The organism is Pseudomonas fluorescens (assembly GCF_902497775.2).
Lineage (GTDB): Bacteria > Pseudomonadota > Gammaproteobacteria > Pseudomonadales > Pseudomonadaceae > Aquipseudomonas > Aquipseudomonas putida_F.
Genome location: NZ_OZ024668.1, coordinates 4,072,904 through 4,092,740, shown reverse-complemented (window position 1 = coordinate 4,092,740; position 19,837 = coordinate 4,072,904). Strand labels below are relative to the sequence as shown.

At 60.1% G+C, this 19,837-nt stretch carries 21 protein-coding genes; 18 read left to right on the top strand and 3 right to left on the bottom strand.

Translation table 11 applies throughout. The features are described 5' to 3' along the window. Positions 1–3 precede the first annotated feature (3 nt). From fghA to rpoS, 7 genes are all read left to right on the top strand, one after another. Positions 4–858, top strand: a complete 855-nt coding sequence (fghA, locus tag F8N82_RS18860) for an S-formylglutathione hydrolase (RefSeq protein ID WP_038996719.1) — start codon at positions 4–6, stop codon at positions 856–858. A gap of 71 nt (positions 859–929) precedes the next feature. Further along, positions 930–1,403 (top strand): 2-C-methyl-D-erythritol 2,4-cyclodiphosphate synthase, encoded by a 474-nt coding sequence (gene ispF, locus F8N82_RS18855; RefSeq protein ID WP_038996718.1) that lies wholly within the window; start codon positions 930–932, stop codon positions 1,401–1,403. Then, a complete protein-coding gene (gene truD, locus F8N82_RS18850; protein ID WP_038996717.1) occupies positions 1,400–2,458 on the top strand; it encodes a tRNA pseudouridine(13) synthase TruD in 1,059 nt (352 codons plus the stop codon). Before ispF ends, truD begins: the two co-directional genes overlap by 4 nt. Beyond that, a complete protein-coding gene (gene surE / locus F8N82_RS18845) occupies positions 2,446–3,195 on the top strand; it encodes a 5'/3'-nucleotidase SurE (protein ID WP_038996716.1) in 750 nt (249 codons plus the stop codon). The genes truD and surE overlap by 13 nt, the downstream gene beginning before the upstream one ends. Further along, positions 3,195–3,872, top strand: coding sequence for a protein-L-isoaspartate(D-aspartate) O-methyltransferase (locus F8N82_RS18840; RefSeq protein ID WP_038996714.1), 678 nt, complete (start codon positions 3,195–3,197; stop codon positions 3,870–3,872). Before surE ends, F8N82_RS18840 begins: the two co-directional genes overlap by 1 nt. 179 nt (positions 3,873–4,051) lie before the next feature. Then, the gene (locus tag F8N82_RS18835) at positions 4,052–4,951 is read left to right on the top strand and encodes a peptidoglycan DD-metalloendopeptidase family protein (RefSeq protein ID WP_038996713.1); all 900 of its coding nucleotides are present in this window, start codon (positions 4,052–4,054) and stop codon (positions 4,949–4,951) included. A gap of 106 nt (positions 4,952–5,057) precedes the next feature. After that, the gene (gene rpoS, locus F8N82_RS18830) at positions 5,058–6,065 is read left to right on the top strand and encodes an RNA polymerase sigma factor RpoS (protein ID WP_038996712.1); all 1,008 of its coding nucleotides are present in this window, start codon (positions 5,058–5,060) and stop codon (positions 6,063–6,065) included. 534 nt (positions 6,066–6,599) lie between these two features. Here the strand turns inward: rpoS and fdxA are convergent. Then, the gene (gene fdxA, locus F8N82_RS18825) at positions 6,600–6,923 is read right to left on the bottom strand and encodes a ferredoxin FdxA (protein ID WP_038996711.1); all 324 of its coding nucleotides are present in this window, start codon (positions 6,921–6,923) and stop codon (positions 6,600–6,602) included. Between the two features lie 140 nt (positions 6,924–7,063). Then, on the bottom strand, positions 7,064–9,631 hold the full coding sequence (gene mutS / locus F8N82_RS18820; protein ID WP_038996710.1) for a DNA mismatch repair protein MutS: 2,568 nt from the start codon (positions 9,629–9,631) through the stop codon (positions 7,064–7,066). Positions 9,632–9,791: 160 nt separating this feature from the next. On the opposite strand from mutS, the gene F8N82_RS18815 reads away from it, so the two are divergent. Together F8N82_RS18815 and F8N82_RS18810 are read left to right on the top strand one after the other, a co-directional pair. Further along, positions 9,792–10,535 carry a LexA family transcriptional regulator gene (locus tag F8N82_RS18815; protein WP_038996709.1) on the top strand — a complete coding sequence of 248 codons (744 nt, stop codon included), beginning with the start codon at positions 9,792–9,794 and terminating at the stop codon, positions 10,533–10,535. A 437-nt stretch (positions 10,536–10,972) separates the two neighbouring features. After that, positions 10,973–12,115 (top strand): colicin-like pore-forming protein, encoded by a 1,143-nt coding sequence (locus F8N82_RS18810; protein ID WP_176470476.1) that lies wholly within the window; start codon positions 10,973–10,975, stop codon positions 12,113–12,115. Between the two features lie 31 nt (positions 12,116–12,146). Here the strand turns inward: F8N82_RS18810 and F8N82_RS18805 are convergent, their stop codons facing one another. After that, a complete protein-coding gene (locus tag F8N82_RS18805) occupies positions 12,147–12,479 on the bottom strand; it encodes a colicin E1 family microcin immunity protein (protein WP_052251571.1) in 333 nt (110 codons plus the stop codon). A gap of 248 nt (positions 12,480–12,727) precedes the next feature. On the opposite strand from F8N82_RS18805, the gene F8N82_RS18800 reads away from it, so the two are divergent. From F8N82_RS18800 to F8N82_RS18760, 9 genes are all read left to right on the top strand, one after another. Further along, on the top strand, positions 12,728–13,081 hold the full coding sequence (locus F8N82_RS18800; protein ID WP_038996708.1) for a phage holin family protein: 354 nt from the start codon (positions 12,728–12,730) through the stop codon (positions 13,079–13,081). A 4-nt stretch (positions 13,082–13,085) separates the two neighbouring features. Then, positions 13,086–13,742, top strand: a complete 657-nt coding sequence (locus F8N82_RS18795) for a hypothetical protein (RefSeq protein WP_038996706.1) — start codon at positions 13,086–13,088, stop codon at positions 13,740–13,742. 130 nt (positions 13,743–13,872) lie between these two features. Beyond that, complete coding sequence (locus F8N82_RS18790) at positions 13,873–14,391, top strand: phage protein (protein WP_038996705.1); 519 nt, start codon at positions 13,873–13,875, stop codon at positions 14,389–14,391. Beyond that, positions 14,388–14,948, top strand: coding sequence for a phage baseplate assembly protein V (locus tag F8N82_RS18785; protein ID WP_038996704.1), 561 nt, complete (start codon positions 14,388–14,390; stop codon positions 14,946–14,948). The genes F8N82_RS18790 and F8N82_RS18785 overlap by 4 nt, the downstream gene beginning before the upstream one ends. A 46-nt stretch (positions 14,949–14,994) precedes the next feature. After that, positions 14,995–15,321 carry a GPW/gp25 family protein gene (locus tag F8N82_RS18780; RefSeq protein WP_038996703.1) on the top strand — a complete coding sequence of 109 codons (327 nt, stop codon included), beginning with the start codon at positions 14,995–14,997 and terminating at the stop codon, positions 15,319–15,321. Continuing rightward, complete coding sequence (locus tag F8N82_RS18775) at positions 15,318–16,199, top strand: baseplate assembly protein (RefSeq protein ID WP_038996701.1); 882 nt, start codon at positions 15,318–15,320, stop codon at positions 16,197–16,199. The genes F8N82_RS18780 and F8N82_RS18775 overlap by 4 nt, the downstream gene beginning before the upstream one ends. A 1-nt stretch (position 16,200) precedes the next feature. After that, a complete protein-coding gene (locus tag F8N82_RS18770) occupies positions 16,201–16,806 on the top strand; it encodes a phage tail protein I (protein WP_038996700.1) in 606 nt (201 codons plus the stop codon). Further along, positions 16,803–18,506 (top strand): phage tail protein, encoded by a 1,704-nt coding sequence (locus F8N82_RS18765; protein ID WP_038996699.1) that lies wholly within the window; start codon positions 16,803–16,805, stop codon positions 18,504–18,506. The genes F8N82_RS18770 and F8N82_RS18765 overlap by 4 nt, the downstream gene beginning before the upstream one ends. Before the next feature lie 161 nt (positions 18,507–18,667). Continuing rightward, positions 18,668–19,834, top strand: a complete 1,167-nt coding sequence (locus tag F8N82_RS18760; RefSeq protein ID WP_038996698.1) for a phage tail sheath subtilisin-like domain-containing protein — start codon at positions 18,668–18,670, stop codon at positions 19,832–19,834. Positions 19,835–19,837 lie beyond the last annotated feature (3 nt).

Genomic DNA, 19,837 nt, shown 5'->3' with positions numbered 1-19,837 from the left:
GCCATGAGCCTGGAAAACATCTCCTGCCAGAAGAGCTTCGGCGGTTGGCATAAACGCTACCGCCATCGCTCCCAGGTGCTCGGTTGCGACATGGTGTTTGCCGTGTACCTGCCGCCGCAGGCCGAGCAGGGCGGCAAGCTGCCGGTGCTGTACTGGCTGAGTGGCCTGACCTGCACCGATGAAAACTTCATGCACAAAGCCGGTGCGCACAAACTGGCTGCCGAGCTTGGCTTGATCATCGTTGCTCCCGATACCAGCCCGCGCGGGCCGCAGGTGCCGGCTGATCCGGACGGCGCCTGGGACTTCGGCCTGGGTGCCGGGTTCTACCTCAACGCCACCGAGCAGCCGTGGGCCCAGCACTATCGCATGCACGATTATGTGGTGGACGAGCTGCCGGCGCTGGTCGAGGCGCATTTTCCCGCGTCCACGCAGCGTGGCATCAGCGGTCACTCCATGGGTGGGCACGGTGCACTGGTGTGCGCCTTGCGTAACCCCGGGCGCTACCGTTCGGTGTCGGCGTTCGCGCCGATCAGCAACCCGATGGATTGCCCTTGGGGGCAGAAGGCCTTCAGCCGCTATCTGGGGCAGGATCGGGCCCGCTGGCGCGAGTGGGACGCCAGTGTGTTGCTTGCCGAGGCTGGCGAGCGCTTGCCGCTGCTGGTCGATCAGGGCGATCGCGATGATTTCCTCGACAACCAGCTCAAGCCGCAGGTGCTCGAGCAGGCGGCCAAGGCCGCGGGCCATCCGCTGACCTTGCGGTTGCAGCCGGGCTATGACCACAGCTATTACTTCATCGCCAGCTTCATCGATGACCACTTGCGTCATCATGCCGCAGCGCTGACAGGTGCGTGTAACTGATCCTACAAATCAAGCCCAAGCACCGGCAAAGCAGGTAGAATCACGCCCTGACTCAATCAGGGCGTTTTTTTATGCGTATTGGCCACGGCTACGATGTGCACCGCTTCGCGGAAGGCGATTTCATCACCTTGGGTGGGGTGCGCATTGCGCACAAGTTCGGGCTGCTGGCCCATTCTGATGGCGACGTTCTGCTGCACGCCCTGAGTGATGCCCTGCTTGGCGCCGCGGCGCTGGGCGATATCGGCAAGCATTTTCCCGATACCGACCCGCAGTTCAAAGGCGTAGACAGCCGTGTGCTGTTGCGCCATATCGTCAAGATCGTCCAGGCCAAGGGCTGGAAGGTCGGCAATATCGACGCCACCATCGTTGCCCAGGCGCCGAAGATGGCCCCGCATATCGACACCATGCGCCAGTTGATCGCCGAAGACCTGCAGGTCGAACTGGACCAGGTCAACGTCAAGGCCACCACCACCGAAAAGCTCGGCTTTACCGGGCGTGAGGAAGGCATTGCGGTTCACGCCGTCGCGCTGTTGCTGCCGGCATGACTGAACTCGAACTGCTGGGCCCGCGTGCGTCGGGTGAAGCGCTGGGCAGCGCAATTCTCAAGGCCTGCGCCGAAGACTTCCAGGTCGACGAAGTGCTCGACATTCCCCTGAGCGGCGCCGGTGAGCACCTGTGGCTGTGGGTCGAAAAACGCGACCTGAACACCGAAGAAGCTGCCCGCCGCCTGGCCCGTGCTGCCGGTGTGCCGGTACGCAGCATCAGCTACGCCGGCCTCAAGGACCGCCAGGCCCTGACCCGCCAGTGGTTCAGCCTGCACCTGCCGGGCAAGGCCGACCCTGACCTGAGCGCGGCCGAAAACGAAACCCTGAGTATCCTCAAGCAAACCCGCCACTCGCGCAAACTGCAGCGTGGCGCGCATTCGGCCAACGGTTTTACCTTGCGCCTGACTGGCCTCAAGGCCGAGCATGCGGCACTGGATACCCGGCTTGAGCAGATCCGCAGCCAGGGCGTGCCGAACTATTTCGGCACCCAGCGCTTCGGCCACGGCGGCGGCAATGTGCACGACGCCCGCGACTGGGCCAACCGCCAGGCGTTGCCGGAGCAGCGCAACGTCCGTTCGCGGCTGCTTTCCACTGCCCGCAGTTACCTGTTCAACCAGGTGCTGGCTCAACGTGTCGCCAATGGCAGTTGGCAGCAGGCACAGGTTGGTGATCTGCTGGCGTTTACCGACAGCCGCAGCTTTTTTCCGGCCGGCGAGGCGGAATGCTCCGATCCACGCCTGGCGATTCTTGACCTGCACCCCACCGGCCCGCTGTGGGGCGAAGGCCAGTCCGGCGCCAGCGGAGCGGCCGGCGAACTCGAGCAACGTATCGGTGAGCAGCATGCGGCCTTGTGCCAATGGCTGGCGCGGGCGGGCATGAGTCACGAACGACGCATTCTACGACTGCCCATTAGCGGGCTTACGTGGCATTATCCCGAGCCTGATATCCTGCAACTGGAATTCGTCCTTCCGGCCGGATGCTTCGCCACCGTGGTGGTGCGCGAGCTTGTTGATCTGGTGCCGGCAGGGCAGACGGACAGCCCATGCGTATTCTGATTTCGAACGACGACGGGGTTACCGCACCCGGTCTCGCCGCGCTGCATGCTGCGCTGGCGGATTATGCCGAATGTGTGGTGATCGCCCCGGACCAGGACAAAAGCGGCGCCAGCAGCTCGCTGACGCTCGACCGGCCGTTGTGCCCGCAAACCCTGGCCAATGGCTTTATCAGCCTCAACGGCACGCCGACCGATTGCGTCCACCTGGGCCTCAACGGCTTGCTGGAGGCCCCAGTGGACATGGTGGTGTCGGGTATCAACCTGGGCGCCAACCTGGGCGATGACGTGCTGTATTCCGGTACCGTGGCTGCGGCGCTGGAAGGGCGCTTTTTGGGTGGTACTTCGTTTGCCTTCTCGTTGCTCTCGCGTTTGCCCGACAACCTGCCGACGGCCGCCTATTTTGCCCGTAAACTGGTCGAAGCCCATGCCAGCCTCGAGCTACCGCCACGTACGGTGCTCAACGTCAACATCCCCAACCTGCCGCTTGAGCATATCCGCGGCATCCAGTTGACCCGCCTCGGGCATCGCGCCCGCGCGGCGGCGCCGACCAAGGTGGTCAATCCGCGAGGCAAGGAAGGCTACTGGATCGCCGTGGCCGGCGATGCCGAAGACGGTGGCCCGGGCACGGATTTTCATGCGGTGATGCAGGGCTACGTCTCGATCACGCCGCTGCAGCTTGACCGGACCTTCAACGATGCCTTCGAGCGCCTCGATGGCTGGCTGGAGGGGCTACTCTGATGCGCGAACAGGATGATCTGATGCGCCATGGTATCGGTTTTACCTCTGAGCGAACCCGCGAGCGGTTGATCAAGCGCCTGATCGAAGAAGGGGTCTCCAACCCCAAGGTGATCGACGTACTGCGCCGTACGCCCCGGCACCTGTTCGTCGATGAAGCCCTGGCCCACCGCGCCTACGAAGACACGGCGTTGCCCATTGGCAACAACCAGACCATCTCCCAGCCGTTCATGGTTGCGCACATGAGCGAGCTGCTGCTTGAAGCCGGCCCGCTGGACAAGGTGCTGGAGATTGGCACAGGTTCCGGCTACCAGACTGCGATTCTCGCGCAACTGGTGGAGCGGGTGTTTTCTGTCGAGCGCATCAAGGTCCTGCAGGATCGTGCCAAGGAGCGCCTGATCGAGTTGAACCTGCGCAACGTGGTGTTCCGTTGGGGCGATGGTTGCGAAGGCTGGCCGGCTCTGGCGCCTTACAATGGCATTATCGTCACCGCCGTGGCGCCAGAGGTGCCGCAGGCCCTGCTCGACCAGCTCGCCCCGGGCGGGCGCATGGTCATTCCGGTAGGGCCGGCCGGTGAAACCCAGCAATTGATGCTGATCGTTCGCGAAGAGCACGGCTTCTCGCGGCGGGTGCTGGGTGCGGTGCGCTTTGTGCCGTTGCTCAACGGTCCATTGGCCTGACCGGGCTTTTTTTTCGCCCGGGCGAATTTCGCCAGCATTGCCCTGTCTATCTGGCGGGCTACCATAATCTGTTGCAGATCACGTTTAGCAATGGCCTGACGTCCGCATGGCGGCGCGCTCGGGTATAATTGCAACAATATTGCATTTTTAACATCGGTCACCATTAGAGGGAGCGGCGGGTGGGTCACACAAACATTCGGCAGCGCAAGGATCCATCAAGCTTCAAGCTTCTGCTGATTGCACTGGCCGTGGGCACGCTAGTGACGGGGTGCACCAGCACGTCCTCCAACAGTGTTCGGGTGGTCGATCGCAACAACGCCGCGCCCAAACGCCCTGTGGTCACCACCGGTCAATACGTGGTGCGCCCCGGCGACACCCTGTTCTCCATTGCCTTTCGCTACGGCTGGGACTACAAGGCCCTGGCTGCGCGCAACGGTATTGCCCCGCCATATACCATTCGCCCGGGCCAGGCGATCCGTTTCGATGGCCGCTCCAGTGGCCCGGCGCCCGTTGCGGGCAGCACGGTGGTCACCAGCTCGCCTTCGTCCTCGAGCAAGACCACCATCATCAAGCGTCCGCTGGACAGCTCCGGTAAACCGATAACGCCGCCGCCCACTACGGCGCCTGCAACCACGCCAAACACCCCGCCAGTTGCCCCGGTGGCGACCACCACGGCACCCGTGCAGGTGCCACCGGCTGGGCGCTCCACGGCCGGCTGGGCGTGGCCGGCCAATGGTGTGCTGATTGGAAAATTCGCTTCAAACGGTAGTTTGAATAAAGGCATTGATATCGCCGGTGATTTGGGACAGCCTGTTTTTGCTGCATCTGATGGTTCAGTTGTCTACGCCGGGAGTGGCTTGCGGGGCTACGGCGAGTTGGTAATCATCAAGCACAACGATACCTACGTCAGTGCCTACGGTCACAACCGCAGGCTTTTGGTTCGGGAGGGACAGCAGGTCAAGGTAGGGCAGACAATTGCCGAAATGGGGTCCACGGGTACCGACCGGGTGAAGCTTCATTTTGAAATTCGCCGCCAGGGCAAACCTGTCGATCCGCTGCAATTCCTGCCACGTCGTTGATTGCTAGGCCCGGCCTGTTCCTCGCGTAGAGGGGACAGGCTCCAGCGCTGCCAGGGATAAAGGCGTCGCTCGAGTCTGAGTTCGAACTCAGCAAAGGACTATAACAATGGCTCTCAGTAAAGAAGTGCCGGAGTTTGACATCGACGATGAGGTTCTCCTGATGGAGACCGGCATCGTTTTGGAAACGGATGTGATGTCAGACGAACCTGCTGTACCTACGGTTCGGACCAAGGCTAAACAGGGCTCTACGCTCAAACAGCACAAGTACATCGATTACACTCGGGCACTTGATGCGACCCAGCTTTACCTCAATGAAATTGGCTTCTCGCCATTGCTCTCACCGGAAGAAGAAGTGCACTTTGCGCGCCTGTCGCAACGTGGCGATCCGGCCGGGCGCAAGCGCATGATCGAAAGCAACCTGCGTCTGGTGGTTAAAATCGCCCGGCGTTATGTCAATCGGGGGCTTTCGCTGCTCGACCTGATCGAAGAGGGTAACCTCGGCCTGATTCGTGCGGTCGAGAAGTTCGACCCGGAACGCGGCTTCCGTTTCTCCACCTACGCCACCTGGTGGATACGGCAGACCATCGAACGGGCGATCATGAACCAGACCCGTACCATCCGCTTGCCCATTCACGTGGTCAAGGAACTCAACGTCTACCTGCGCGCAGCCCGCGAACTGACCCAGAAGCTCGATCACGAACCGTCCCCGGAAGAGATCGCCAGCCTCCTGGAAAAACCGGTCGGCGAGGTCAAGCGCATGCTTGGGCTCAACGAGCGGGTATCGTCGGTGGACGTGTCCCTGGGGCCTGATTCGGACAAGACCCTGCTCGATACCCTGACCGACGACCGTCCAACTGATCCGTGCGAACTGCTTCAGGATGACGATCTGTCCCAGAGCATTGACCAGTGGCTCAGTGAGTTGACCGACAAGCAGCGCGAGGTGGTGATCCGCCGCTTCGGCCTGCGCGGGCATGAAAGCAGTACGCTGGAAGATGTAGGCCTGGAAATCGGCCTGACCCGGGAGCGGGTACGGCAGATCCAGGTAGAGGGGCTCAAGCGCCTGCGCGAGATCCTCGAAAAGAACGGCCTGTCCAGCGAGTCGCTGTTTCAGTAAAAACGCGATATCGTCGTGAAAAGCGCCCCGTCCTATCGGGGCGTTTTTGCATCTGGAGAACACCGAATTACCCGTGAACGGCTTCCCGATGGTGTTGATGAAACATCCGGGTTTGGGCGCGATCCGACAGAGATGTTGGTACTGTTCTAGTTCGTGTAAGCCATCGCTTACCCGTTATGTAAGTCATAGCTGTACGCTGTAGTAAATCGTTGTCGTTTTTAGTGTGCGCTTTTGTTTAACTTATTGATATATAACAAATATTTTGTTTATGACAGTACGGTTACCGCAGCTTTTTGAGAGCTTTGTGCTGTTGTGGTAAATCTTGGAAGCGCTAATATTTGTCCTGTGTCTACGGACTGACACAGGCTCTCAAGGATGAAAGCCAAAGGACATCGCAGGATGCGATTCATCAGGATGATGAAAGGGAACAAAGGGACTACGGAAAAAATGTGGGCGGGTTAAACCGCCCCTTTTTTTTGCCCGCAACAAACATAAAAAAGGCCCTCGAAGGGCCTTTTTTGTTGATCCGCGCGCTTAGCGCTCCAGATCGGCGATCTTGCCGGTCTTGCCATCCCACTCGGCGGCATCTGGCAGCGAATCTTTCTTTTCGGTGATGTTCGGCCAGATTTCCGCAAGCTCGGCATTGAGCTCGATGAAGTTTTCCATGCCGGCAGGCACTTCGTCTTCCGAGAAAATGGCGACGGCGGGGCATTCAGGCTCGCACAGTGCACAGTCGATGCACTCGTCCGGGTGAATGACCAGGAAGTTCGGGCCTTCGTAGAAGCAGTCCACCGGACAGACTTCTACGCAGTCGGTGTACTTGCACTTGATGCAGTTGTCGGTGACGACGAAGGTCATTTCTAATTCTCTCCTCAGGCGACGGCAGCGGTGCCCTACCAGACAGGGCCGCTCGGTTTGGTTGTTCGGCTGCAGGCCAGGCTAGTAACCTGCAGCGCCGCCAAACCGCGCGGGATTCTATCAGCTTGTGCGAGCGCGCGTTATAACAGAGTCTTCAGTGTATAGAGCATTTCGATAGCTTGACGCGGCGTCATGTTGTCCAGGTCCAGCTTTCCGAGCTTCTCGATGGCCGGATGCGGCAGGCTGGCAAACAGGTCGCTCTGGTGCGGTACGGCAGGTGCACCTTGCTGCAAGACAGGAGTTTCATGGGGCAGGCTGGCAGTTTCCAGTCGGCCCAGGTGTTCACGGGCACGCTGGATCACCGGTGACGGTACGCCAGCCAGTTGCGCTACCGCCAAGCCGTAGCTCTGGCTGGCAGGGCCGGGCAGCACGTGGTGCAGGAATACGATACGTTCGTTGTGCTCGGTGGCGTTCAGGTGCACGTTGGCCACCAGCGGTTCGCTCTCTGGCAATACCGTCAGCTCGAAGTAATGCGTGGCGAACAGGGTGTAGGCACGCAATTGCGCCAGACGCTCGGCAGCGGCCCAGGCCAGCGACAGGCCGTCGAAGGTACTGGTGCCGCGACCGACTTCATCCATCAGCACCAGGCTACGCTCGGTGGCGTTGTGCAGGATGTTGGCGGTTTCGCTCATCTCGACCATGAAGGTCGAGCGGCCGCCGGCCAAGTCATCGCTGGAACCGATGCGGGTGAAGATGCGGTCGACCAGCGACAGCTCACAGGCCGCGGCCGGAACGAAGCTGCCGATATGCGCCATCAGCACGATCAGTGCGGTCTGGCGCATGTAGGTGGATTTACCGCCCATGTTCGGACCGGTGATCACCAGCATCCGGGTGTTGTCATCCAGCGCCAGGTCGTTGGCCACGAATGGCGTGGTCAGTACCTGCTCGACCACCGGGTGACGGCCCTGGGTAATACGCATGCACGGTTCGTCGACGAAACTTGGGCAGTTCAGGTCCAGGTTCAGTGCACGCTCGGCCAGGTTGCTCAGCACATCCAGCTCAGCCAGGGCTGCGGCGGTGTCCTGCAACGGCGCCAGGTGACCGATCAGGTTCTCCAGCAAGGCGTCATAGAGCATCTTCTCGCGGGCAAGTGCGCGGCTCTTGGCCGATAGCGCCTTGTCTTCGAAGGTTTTCAGCTCCGGGGTGATGAAGCGCTCGGCGCCCTTGAGGGTCTGGCGCCGGATGTAATCAGCGGGCGCCTGTTCGGCCTGTTTGCTTGGCAGCTCGATGAAGTAGCCGTGCACACGGTTGTAGCCGACCTTGAGGTTGGCCAGGCCCGTGCGGGCTTTCTCGCGGGCTTCCAGATCGATCAGGAACTGCCCGGCGTTTTCGCTCATGGCCAGCAGCTCGTCCAGCTCGCTGTCGTAGCCGGTCTTGAGCACGCCGCCGTCGCGGATGACCGCCGGCGGGTTGTCGATGATGGCTTTGGCCAGCAGGTCGGCAAGCTCCGGGTAGGTCCCGGCGATGGCGGCCAGGCGCGCCAGGTGCGGCGCCTCAAGCTCGGCCATGGCGTTCTGCAGTTCAGGCAGGGCGCCGAGGGCATCGCGCAGGCGCGCCAGGTCCCGCGGACGGGCGTTGCGCAGGCCAATACGGGCGAGGATGCGCTCGATGTCGCCGATTTCCTTCAACTGCGGTTGCAGCTTCTCGAAGCGGTAGCCGTCGAGCAGGCAACGAATCGAGCCCTGACGCGCCTGCAGCACTTTCAGGTCGCGCAGCGGGCGGTTCAGCCAACGGGTCAGCAGGCGGCTGCCCATGGCGGTCTGGCAACGGTCGATTACCGATTGCAGGGTGTTGTCGCGGCCGCCGGCCAGGTTCACATCCAGCTCGAGGTTGCGCCGGCTGGCGCCGTCGAGCACCACGGTGTCGTCCAGGCGCTCATGCTTGAGGCTGCGCAGGTGGGGCAGGGCGGTACGCTGGGTTTCCTTGGCGTAACCGAGCAGGCAGCCGGCGGCGCCAATGGCCAGGGTCAGCTTCTCGCAGCCAAACCCCTTGAGGTCCTGGGTAGCGAACTGCTGGCAAAGGCTTTTGCGTGCCGAATCGCGGTCAAAATCCCACGGCGCACGGCGACGTGCGCCACGGCGTTTCTCCGCTGGCAGGCCCTGGGGCCAATCGTCGGGGATCAGCAACTCGACCGGATTGATGCGCTCGAGCTCGGCCAGCAGGTTTTCCCAGCCCTTGATCTCGAGCACGCTGAAGTTGCCACTGGTGATGTCCAGCACAGCCAGGCCGAACAGGCGCTCGTCACCCAGCACGGCGGCGATCAGGTTGTCGCGGCGCTCGTCGAGCAGCGCTTCGTCACTGACCGTACCCGGGGTAATGATGCGCACTACCTGGCGCTCCACCGGGCCCTTGCTGGTGGCCGGGTCGCCGATCTGCTCGCAGATCACCACCGACTCGCCCAGCTTCACCAGCTTGGCCAGGTAGCCCTCGGCTGCGTGGTAGGGGATGCCACACATGGGAATCGACTGGCCCGCCGACTGCCCGCGGGCGGTCAGGGTGATGTCCAGGAGTTTTGCGGCCTTCTTCGCGTCTTCGTAGAAGATCTCGTAGAAGTCGCCCATGCGGTAGAACATCAGCTGGTCCGGGTGCTGGTTTTTCAGCTTCCAGTACTGCTGCATCATCGGGGTGTGTGCGGAAAGATCGCTCATTGCAAAAACTTGGCTCGCAGTGTCGTTGTAGACCAAAGGCAAGCGGGCAATGGTACAGGGATTTTGCCTGGGCTGCCGAGGGCAAACGGGCGGGCGCGACCATTTGTCCGTGCATATTCATGCATTACAGTGTTTGCATTCTATTCAAGCTCCCGGCATTATGCATTTTATGCAAAAACGCAACGTAGCATCCGTCCTCAGAGCACTGCTCGATCGCCACGGTCTCTCCCCCACGGAGCTGCACCGGCGTACCGGCGTGCCGCAATCCACCCTGTCGCGTATTCTCAGCGAGAAAATCGTCGACCCGTCCGATAAACACGTGTCGAAGATCGCCGAGTACTTCGGCGTGAGCACCGACCAGTTGCGCGGTCGCGCCGAGCTCGGCGAAAGCCGTGAAGCCGCGCCTGGCCGCAGTCATGCAGAGTTGCACGATATCAGCCTGTGGGATGACGACACCCCGGTCGAGGACGACGAGGTGTCCATTCCGTTTCTTCGCGAGGTCGAGTTGGCAGCAGGATCAGGAAGATTCGTCATCGAAGAAAGCGAGAAGGCCAGCCTGCGCTTCGGCAAGCGCAGCCTGCGCCACAACGGCGTGCAGTTCGATCAGGCCAAGTGCGTGACGGTGCGCGGCAACAGCATGTTGCCGGTACTGCGTGACGGCGCCACGGTCGGCGTCAACGCCGGTAAAAGTGGCATCGGCGACATCGTCGACGGCGACCTGTACGCCATCAACCATAACGGCCAGTTGCGGGTAAAGCAGCTCTATCGCCTGCCTACCGGCATTCGCCTGCGCAGCTTCAATCGCGACGAGCACCCGGATGAAGACTACAGCTTCCAGCAGATGCAGGAGGAGCAGATCAGCATCCTCGGGCATGTGTTCTGGTGGGGTATGTACGCCCGCTGAGTAGTCCACGTCCTCAGAAAAGCCCGCTTCGGCGGGTTTTTTTTCGCCTGCAGGAAATCGGTCCAGCCCAGGTAGATCAAGCCTTACATGCATAGATGCATTTTCCTGCGCATAAATATTTCCACAAATGCATTGACTGTATATGCATCAATGCATAATCTTTGTCTCAAGCCGGTCGACACCGGCAGTGACAAAGGCAGCGATGAACAGGCCTGAACTGTTCAGAGGGTTGGCAACTGGCCCGGGTGTGCAGCGTAAAGCACCAGAAGCAGTTATCCGGCGGGCAGGTGGCCGCGGCCGGAAGAACAATTTGAAGCGGAGTCGCCCAGCGCACCAGTCGTGGCGGGCGGTTCGACAACGCATTACTGAAAAGCCTGGGGAGGCCGGGCTTTTTGGAATGCCGAGCGATCGGTTCTACCCAATACGCTGCTGGCACGATGCCGAGCAGCTTCAGTTTTGAAAGGGAATTTTTTATGGCGCTAGAGCTAGCGACGACCATTATTTACGGCGACGGGTCAGTTGAATTTATCAGTCTGAACCCTGGTCAGGTACGCGGCAGTATTCTCGGTAACTACCCGATGGGTAATCCCATGCTGGGAGCTGTTATTGGCATCGAAAATGATTACAAAGCTGCGCACGCTAACCTGGAGATCAACCTGCAGAAAGAACTCGACCTGTTGTCCAGTCAGTTTCCACCGCTGGCCGATACTGCGGCCGTCGTCGTGCTGGAACGGCAAGTGTCGGTCATCAATACGTTGCTGATTAAAAAGAATAGTGAGCTGCAAACGGAATTGAAGGCGGTTAAAAGTAGCTACAGTATCGGTAAGCTGATGGCTACTTATAACGCAACGCTTCTCAATGAACAGGTCGCCAGCCTGCTGGAGCGTCAGGGTAAACTAAATGCCGAAATCACTCGGCAACATGCGGCTATCGAAGCCCAGCGAAAAGCGCAGGAAGCAGCTCGAGTACAGGCTGAAGCAAAGCGAAAAGCCGAAGAAGCCAAACGCCTGGCTGACGAGAAAGCCAAGGCAGAGGTTGATTACAAGGCAGCGCTAAAGTTTACCGCAGATTTTTATAAGGACTTGGCGCAGAAACTGGGTGGGCAGCTAGCCGGGCAAGCTCAAGCATTGGCAGCGAGTGCCCAGGGTAAGCGCATTGGCAATGCTAAGGAGGCCATGGCGGCGTTCGAGAAATATAAAGACGCGTTGAACAAGAAGTTTAGTGTCAAGGATCGACAGGCTATTGCCAAGGCATTGGATTCGCTGAACAAGGAGCAAATGGCGAAAAACCTGAAGCAGTTCAGCAAGGCCTTCGGTTATGTCGGTAAAGCCATTGATTACGCCGACCTGCTGACAGAAATCAAGAAAAGCTACACGACGGGAGAGTGGAGTAACACTTTTCTAAAAGTGGAAACACTTTTTGCTGGCAGCGCCGCAAGTGCATTACTTGCCGTTGTTTTTGGGGCAGCCGCTTCGACGGCGATGGGCGCGGTTGCCTTTGCATTGTTAATGGCGATGACCGGTGCGTACATCGATGAGGCGCTGGTCAAGAAGTTCAACGATGCGGTCATCGCGCTGTGAAGGCCGCAAGCATACAGGCGGCTAACGCAGGCTACCTTTTTATTAGCAGGTAGATAAAGTAAGCGCCGCCTAAGGGAATCGCTGTCGCCATGCAGGCGAAATAAAACAGCGCAAAAAGGCCATTTTTAGCCGGCGTCTCTATGAATAATCCACGGCTCCAGAATTCCGGCGTTGAAAACCTGAGAAAGAATCGTTCGATCAGCTTTCTCGAGAATGGGAACAGCACCAGGCTTGCACTGGCAGCCAGGAAATACAACAGGTTTTCCTCTGCTGAAAATGAGTTGTCGTACATCCAGACTGCTGTCCCTATTGTGCACAGGCCTAGGGCGAGCAGGACGTTCTTGAAATAGTAGTTTTTTTCCATGGCGATTCAGGTGATTCAAATAATTGGATTGTATGTGGCGGGTAAAACGGTATTTCGAGTTTTCGCTATAGCGATGTATTCGCTGAATCTCTTTTCAGCCAATGCTGAGCCTTGTCGTGAGCCACGGCGCCTGCTCTTTCAGACGCTAATCGATAGATGAACTTTACCCGTTTTTACCTCGCAGGGGGGTAACGGTACAAAAAAGCCGCTGGCAAGCTGCCGAGCGGAACTACCAAGGAGACAGGACAGTGACAAACGAGCAACAGACGTTGCTGGAAATGCCGATCTGGCTGGTGATCGTCCTGGCCTTGCTGGGCGGCCTTTCCGGAGAGATGTGGCGCGCGGACAAGGCCGGTGCCCGAGGTTGGGCGCTTTTTCGGCGCCTGTTATTGCGCTCGGGGGCCTGCATGGTCTGCGGCGTGTCCACGGTGATGCTGCTGTACGCCAGCGGCATGTCGATCTGGAGCGCCAGCGCTTTTGGTTGCCTCACCGCCATGGCCGGCGCCGATGTCGCCATTGGCCTTTATGAGCGATGGGCGGCCCGGCGGCTGGGCATCGAGACGCAATCGCCAAACATGGAGAGCCCTGGCAACAAGGAGTGAGGCGATGAATCAGGTTTTTGCCGACGCGGACAGCTGCATCACGGACAGCACAGATGCTTTGCGTGCTAGGGTTGGCAAAGAATTGCCCAGTCTTGAAAGGAATCCCATGCCTTCGGTGTTCTCTCAGATCACATCGCAGCCACCCAAATCACAGATCAAGATTTACTGCATGCTGGTAGTCGTCACGTCGTTGTTTGCAGTTTTATCCATGAGCAGCATTCAGGGCTATACCACGCCGAATCCTCTTCAAATGCAAGGCCTGGAAGGCCGGCTGACGGGGTGGTCCGAGGTGTGGAACTATGATCAATCGCTGATGCGCATGGGGGTAAGGTTCAGACTGCCGGGTGAACGCGAAGACCAGCGGCGGACTGTGTATGTGCCTAAAGATATTTTGCAATCCTCGCAACTGTCTGAAAAGGCGAACGTAGCGTTGCTGGTCGAGCGCATATCCGAGGACGTGATTGTTCGTGAAATGCACTCGCTCGACGGTCGGTTGCTGTTTGATGACAGCCTGCTCAAGCATGTTGTATCGGTTGGCGATGAGCGCGCGCAACGCGGGCTGGTAGTTTCCGTGCTGATGGCTGTGCTGAGTCTGCTGGCGGCTGTGGTGACTTGGTGGCGACACTTGAGAGCCCCGACGGATCACGCGACTACCCACTAGTCCCTTATCCAATGCACCTGGTTTCAACAGGTGCCTCGTGCCGCAACATCAAGGCACAACTCCCTCAAACCGACCGAGCGATGGCGCACGGATTTCGTGTGCCTGACGATAATGTTGCCGAGGAGCGCAGGTGAACGAATTAACGACGTTGCACGAGGCCATTACCGCGACTATCAAGGCCGCTATGCCTCAACTTGAAACCGTTGCAGCCTATACCGCAGCGGATCAGAACACGGCGCTTCCTGCGCTGTATCACGCTATAACCGGTTCTAAGCCCGCAGCAGATCCAGGCGATGGCCGCTGTTGCATCCTGGCAAGCTTCGAAGCACGCATCCTGGTTGATGCCGGTGTTGCGCCGGCACCGCTGTTGGTGACTGCCCTGGCAATGCAGTTGACCATTTTGTTGCGCCAGCAGTTCTGGCAAATGGACTTTGTCGAGGCTGCCAAAAATGTCCAGGCGTCGGTAGTCCAACCTGCAGCAGACTCGACTTCACCAATCAGTTGGCGGGTGCAGTGGGAGCAGGTGCTGTATCTGGGGGCCGAGCAATGGCCATGGCCCGTTGAACCGGGCCCGCTGGCCTTTGCCTTCAGCCCCGATACCGGTGCGGGCTTTGAAGCGGATTACCAATCGCCGGAGGATATGCAATGAGCTACGCCAGCGCCATGCACGACCGCATGCTCGCCGGCCTGGTGATTCCCTGCCGGGTGGTCGCTGTTGACCTTGCCGCCGCTCGAGTGCGAGTGGCCGACGGCGCCGGCTGGACCAGCGCCTGGTTGCGCTGGCACAGCCAGGCCGCTGGCAAGGTGCGCCACTGGCGTGCGCCCAGCCTAAACGAGCAAGGGGTGTTGATCAGCCCGAGCGGTGAACCTGCACAAGGCACTTTCGTGCCTGGCCTGTACGGCAACGCCGGGGCGCCAGCGGACAATCGCGAGCATGTCGAGGTCTGGCGCTTCGACGATGGTGGCTCGCTGGTCTACGACTGGCAGGCCCGCAGCTACAGCATCGAGCTCCCCAGCGGTACCGTCAACATCAAGGTTGGCAGCAGCTCTGCAGTGGTAACGGATCAGGCCATCACCGCGAATGCTGCGAGTATCACCCTGACTGGCGAGGTGCACATCAACGGACCCCTGCGGGTAACCGGCGACATCCTCGGCGGCGGTAAGATCATCGACACCGGCGGCAACACCGCCAATCACAAACACTGAAAACCGGCCCGCCCACTGCGGGCTTTTTTACGCCTGGAGAACATCAATGATCGGCATGGATCGCCGGAGCGGCCAGCCGTTATCCGGCATTGCACATTTGCGCCAGTCCATCGAAGACATCCTCACTACGCCACTGGGCAGCCGGCGCATGCGCCCGGAATACGGCAGCAAGCTGCGCCGCTTCGTCGACTTGCCGGTCAACGAAGGCTGGAAAAGCGCGGTGCAGGCGGAGGTGGCGCGCGCACTGGGCCGTTGGGAGCCACGACTGAAGCTGGAGCGGGTCCGAGTAACGGCAGTGGTGGGCGGGCAGATCACTCTGCAACTGAGCGGACAGTACCAGGGCGCCAACCAGACTTTGGAGGTGACGGCATGAGTAGTGTGGATCTTTCGGCGCTGCCCGCGCCGCAGGTTCTGGAAGACCTCGATTTCGAGGAACTCTTCCAGGCTGACCTGGCGACCTTCCGGTCGCATATGGGCGACAACTGGGACGCCGCAGTCGAAAGCGACCCGGTGAACAAACTGTTGGAAGTCGGCGCCTACCGCAAGCTGCTCAACCGCGCACGGGTCAACGATGCCGCCAAGGCACTGTTGCTGGCTTATGCGCAGGGTTCCGATCTGGATCAACTGGCGGCCAATGTACAACTGCAGCGCCTGGTGGTGCAGGCTCAGGACACCAGCACGGTGCCGCCAACGCAGCTGGTGCTCGAGGAAGACGACGCCCTGCGTGAGCGAGTGCAGCTGGTCTATGAAGGGCTGACCACGGCGGGTCCGCGCAACAGTTACATCCTGCATGCCCGCAACGCTTCCGGCCTGGTGGCCGATGCCAGCGCCGAAAGCCCGTCGCCGGCCCAGGTGGTGGTGACGGTGCTGGCGCTCGAAGGCGATGGCAGCGCCACAGCTGCGCTGCTGGACACCGTGCGGCTCAAGCTCAATGACGATGACGTGCGCCCGGTGGGCGACCGCCTGACGGTACAAGGTGCGCAGATCTTGCGCTACCGCATCGATGCCATGGTGCACATGAGCGGCAGCGGCCCGGAGGTTGAAGCGACGCTTGCCGAGTGCAAAAGCCGGCTGCAAGCCTGGGTCAATCCGCGCCGGCGCCTGGGCGCTCAAGTTGCCCGTTCCGGCGTGGACGCCCAGTTGCATATCAACGGCGTCAGCCGAGTCGACCTGAACAACTGGACCGACATCCGCCCGACCCAGGCGCAAGCGGCCTGGTGCGAAGGGATCACCGTGACGCGAGGAAGCTGACATGGACAGTCTGCTCCCGCTCAACAGTACCGATCTCGAACAGGCCATCGAAGCCGCCGGCTTTGAAACCACCGAAGTCCCCCTGCGTGCGCTGTACAACCCCGACACCTGTCCGGCGCACCTGCTGCATCAGTTGGCCTGGGCCTGGTCGGTGGATCGCTGGGATGAAACCTGGCCGGAGGCAATCAAGCGTTCGGTGATCCGCTCGGCGTTCTATGTGCATGCGCACAAAGGGACCATTGGCGCGTTGCGCCGGGTGGTGGAGCCGCTGGGTTACCTGATCGACGTGGAGGAGTGGTGGCAGACGCTACCGCAAGGTGTGCCGGGCACCTTTGCCCTTCAGGTCGGGGTGCTGGAGAACGGAATCTCCGAGGCAATGTACCTGGAACTGACCCGGCTGATCGATGACGCCAAGCCGGTCAGCCGCCACCTGACGGGGCTTGCGATCACGCTCGCCAGCAGTGGCTATCTGCGCCTGGGAATAAGCCTTTCTGAAGGCGATGAAATCGACATTTTTCCGCCGACCTCTCGCGACATTGAAGTCAGCGGCAGCTATGGCCTTGTGGGCCGTGAACACCAAATTGAAACCCTGGACGTGTACTCATGACTGACCAGACAAGCCAGTTCTTCGCCATCCTGACTGCGGTGGGGGAGGCCAAGCAGGCCAACGCCAACGCCCTGGGCGTGCCGTGGAGCTTTGCGCAAATGGGGGTTGGTGATGCCAACCTGACCGACCCGATCCCATCGAGGGATCAGAAAAAGCTCATCAACGAACGCCGCAGGGCGCCGCTCAACCAGGTCAAAGTGGATCCGGAAAACGCCAGCGTCATCATCGCGGAACAAGTGATACCGCCGGATGTGGGTGGCTGGTGGATTCGGGAAATTGGTCTGTATGACGCAGACGGTGATCTAGTTGCGGTAGCTAACTGTGCGCCAAGTTTCAAACCGTTGCTCAGTCAGGGAACCGGCAAGACGCAGGTAGTTCGGCTTAACATCGTTGTCACTAGCGCGACAAACGTTGAACTGAAGGTCGATCCTTCAGTGGTGTTGGCAACTCGTGAGTATGTTGATGCATCCTTACTTAACGTATTGCCTCGAAATCGTCCGGCAGGTACCTATACCAAGGTACAGATCAACGAGCGTGGAGTTGTAGTAGCGGGTGCCAATCCGAGCACTCTGGCAGGATTCGGTATCACCGATGCGATGGCCAAGGATGCCGGTGGTTTGATGACTTATGCTCCAGGCGTGGATGGCAAGATTTACCTCTTGCCCGGTAGTCAGTTCTTCTCTGCTGTGCCGCAAACCGCTGACCGCCCCTCAGGCGTTGATTACGGTACAGGGGTACATATCAAGTTCCCGGACGGATTGACCGGATTTGATCTGCTTTCTGGTACCAGTACAGAATGGTACGGCGTCCGTCAATTCTCGGGGGCGGGAGCAGGCGCGTGGCGTGTGCTCTGGCACAGCGCAAACTTTGACCCGAGCAGCAAAGCTGACAAGTCTGCATTGGTCGTCCCTGTCGTATCGGTGAATGCTTCAAAAACGCTCACTGCAGCAGAGTTGGGGCTGGTGCTGGTGGATGCAACAGCGTCATCGGTGACCCTTACTTTGCCGGCCGCCAATGCAGCGCTCGGGGTTCGGGATGTAATGGTTCGCCGCGTGGATGGGGCGCAGACCACGCTGCTGATCAGGGCCGCGGGCTCAGACAAGATCAAGTTTCACACCCATTTGCGTGCTGAGGGTTATCAGTTCTTCCAGTTGTTGGGGGCTGGCGATTTCTGGCACCTTCGCAGCGATGGTGCGTGTAATTGGTACCCCATCAGCCGCCTCGACGATTCACCGCTTGGCCGAGTATTCATCGAGACTGCGATAGTGCTGGCACCTGGGGGCTATGGTGCCCCAGATGGAACTATCTACAGTCGTAGCAGCTGGCCTTGGTTGTGGGACTTCGCGCAGCAATCCGGAATGTTGGTGGCCGATAGTGCTCGTGCCGGGATGGAAGGGTGCTGGACCACTGGCGATGGTAGCAGCACCTTCCGTTGCCCCGACGTACGTGGTGAACATCCCCGCTTCCTTGACTCTGGTCGGGGCATTGATGTGGGACGGATACCGGGGAGTTGGGTGCCTGACCAGGTCAAGGCGCATAGCCATTCCTACAATGTGGCCTCGGCTAACACCGGCAGCGGTGGCACGCAAAATCCGATTCCTACCGATACTCCTGGGACCACCAAGCAGACAAATATGTCAGGTGGCGAGGAAAACCGCGTGCGCACCATTGCGTTCCCTGCGCGCATGAAACTGATTTAAGGCCATCCAGCCAATACCTTTCTGCATGAAGGACCGTGCTCACCTGGTTGGTCAGCTTAACTCACCCCCAAAAGCCCCGCACCGCCGGGGCTTTTTCTTACCCGCAAAAAACCTTCTGAAGGCTCCGCACCGCGGGGCCTTCGCATTTCTGGAGACTTAATATGAGTGGATTCTTCCACGGCGTTACCGTAACCAACGTCGACACCGGCGCACGTACCATCGCGCTGCCTTCTTCCTCGATCATCGGCTTGGTCGACACCTTCACCGAAGGCCCGGGCGCAAGTGCCAAGGCTAACGACCTGGTGCTGATCACCAGCGAGCGTGAAGCCGTCGCCGCCTTCGGCGCCGACTCGGCAATCACCCGCGCTTGCCAGGCGATCTACAGCCGCGCCAAAGCGGTGATCGTCGCGTGCGGCGTGGCCAAGCTCGAAGAAGAGGCCGAGCAGACCTCGGCCATCATCGGCGGCGTGCTGGCCGACGGCAAACGCACCGGCCTGCAGGCGCTGCTGGACGGCAAAAGCCGTTTCAACGCCCAGCCTCGCCTGCTGGTGACGCCAAAGCACAGCGCCACCCTGGCGGTCGGTACTGCCCTGGTGGCCCTGGCCGACAAGCTGCGCGGCCTGGCCATTATCGATGGCCCGAACACCACCGACGAGGCAGCCATTGCCTACGCCGAGAACTTCGGCGCCAAGCGTGCCTACCTGGTCGACCCGGGCGTGCAGTACTGGGACACCGGCAAGAGCGCCACTCTCGATGCCCCGGCGTCGGCCTGGGTCGCCGGCCTGTTTGCCTGGACCGACAGCGAATACGGTTTCTGGGCCTCGCCGTCGAACAAGGAGTTCGTCGGCATCACTGGTACCAGCCGCTCGATCGAGTACCTGGATGGCGATGCCACCTGCCGGGCCAACCTGCTCAACAACGCCAACATCACCACCGTGATCCGTGATGACGGCTTCCGTCTGTGGGGCAACCGCACCCTGAGCAGCGACCCTAAGTGGACCTTCGTCACCCGCGTGCGGACCATGGACATCGTCATGGACGCGATCCTCTACGGCCACAAGTGGGCGGTGGACCGCTCGATCACCGCGACCTACGTCAAGGACGTGACCGAAGGCCTGCAGGCGTTCATGCGTGATCTGAAAGCCCAGGGCGCAATCATCAATTTCGAAGTGTTCGCCGACCCCGAGCTGAACACCGCCAGCCAGCTGGAGCAGGGCAAGGTGTACTGGAACATCCGTTTCACCGATGTGCCGCCCGCCGAGAACCCGAATTTCCGAGTCGAGGTCACCAACCAGTGGTTGACCGAAGTCCTCGACCAAGCCGTTTAAGGA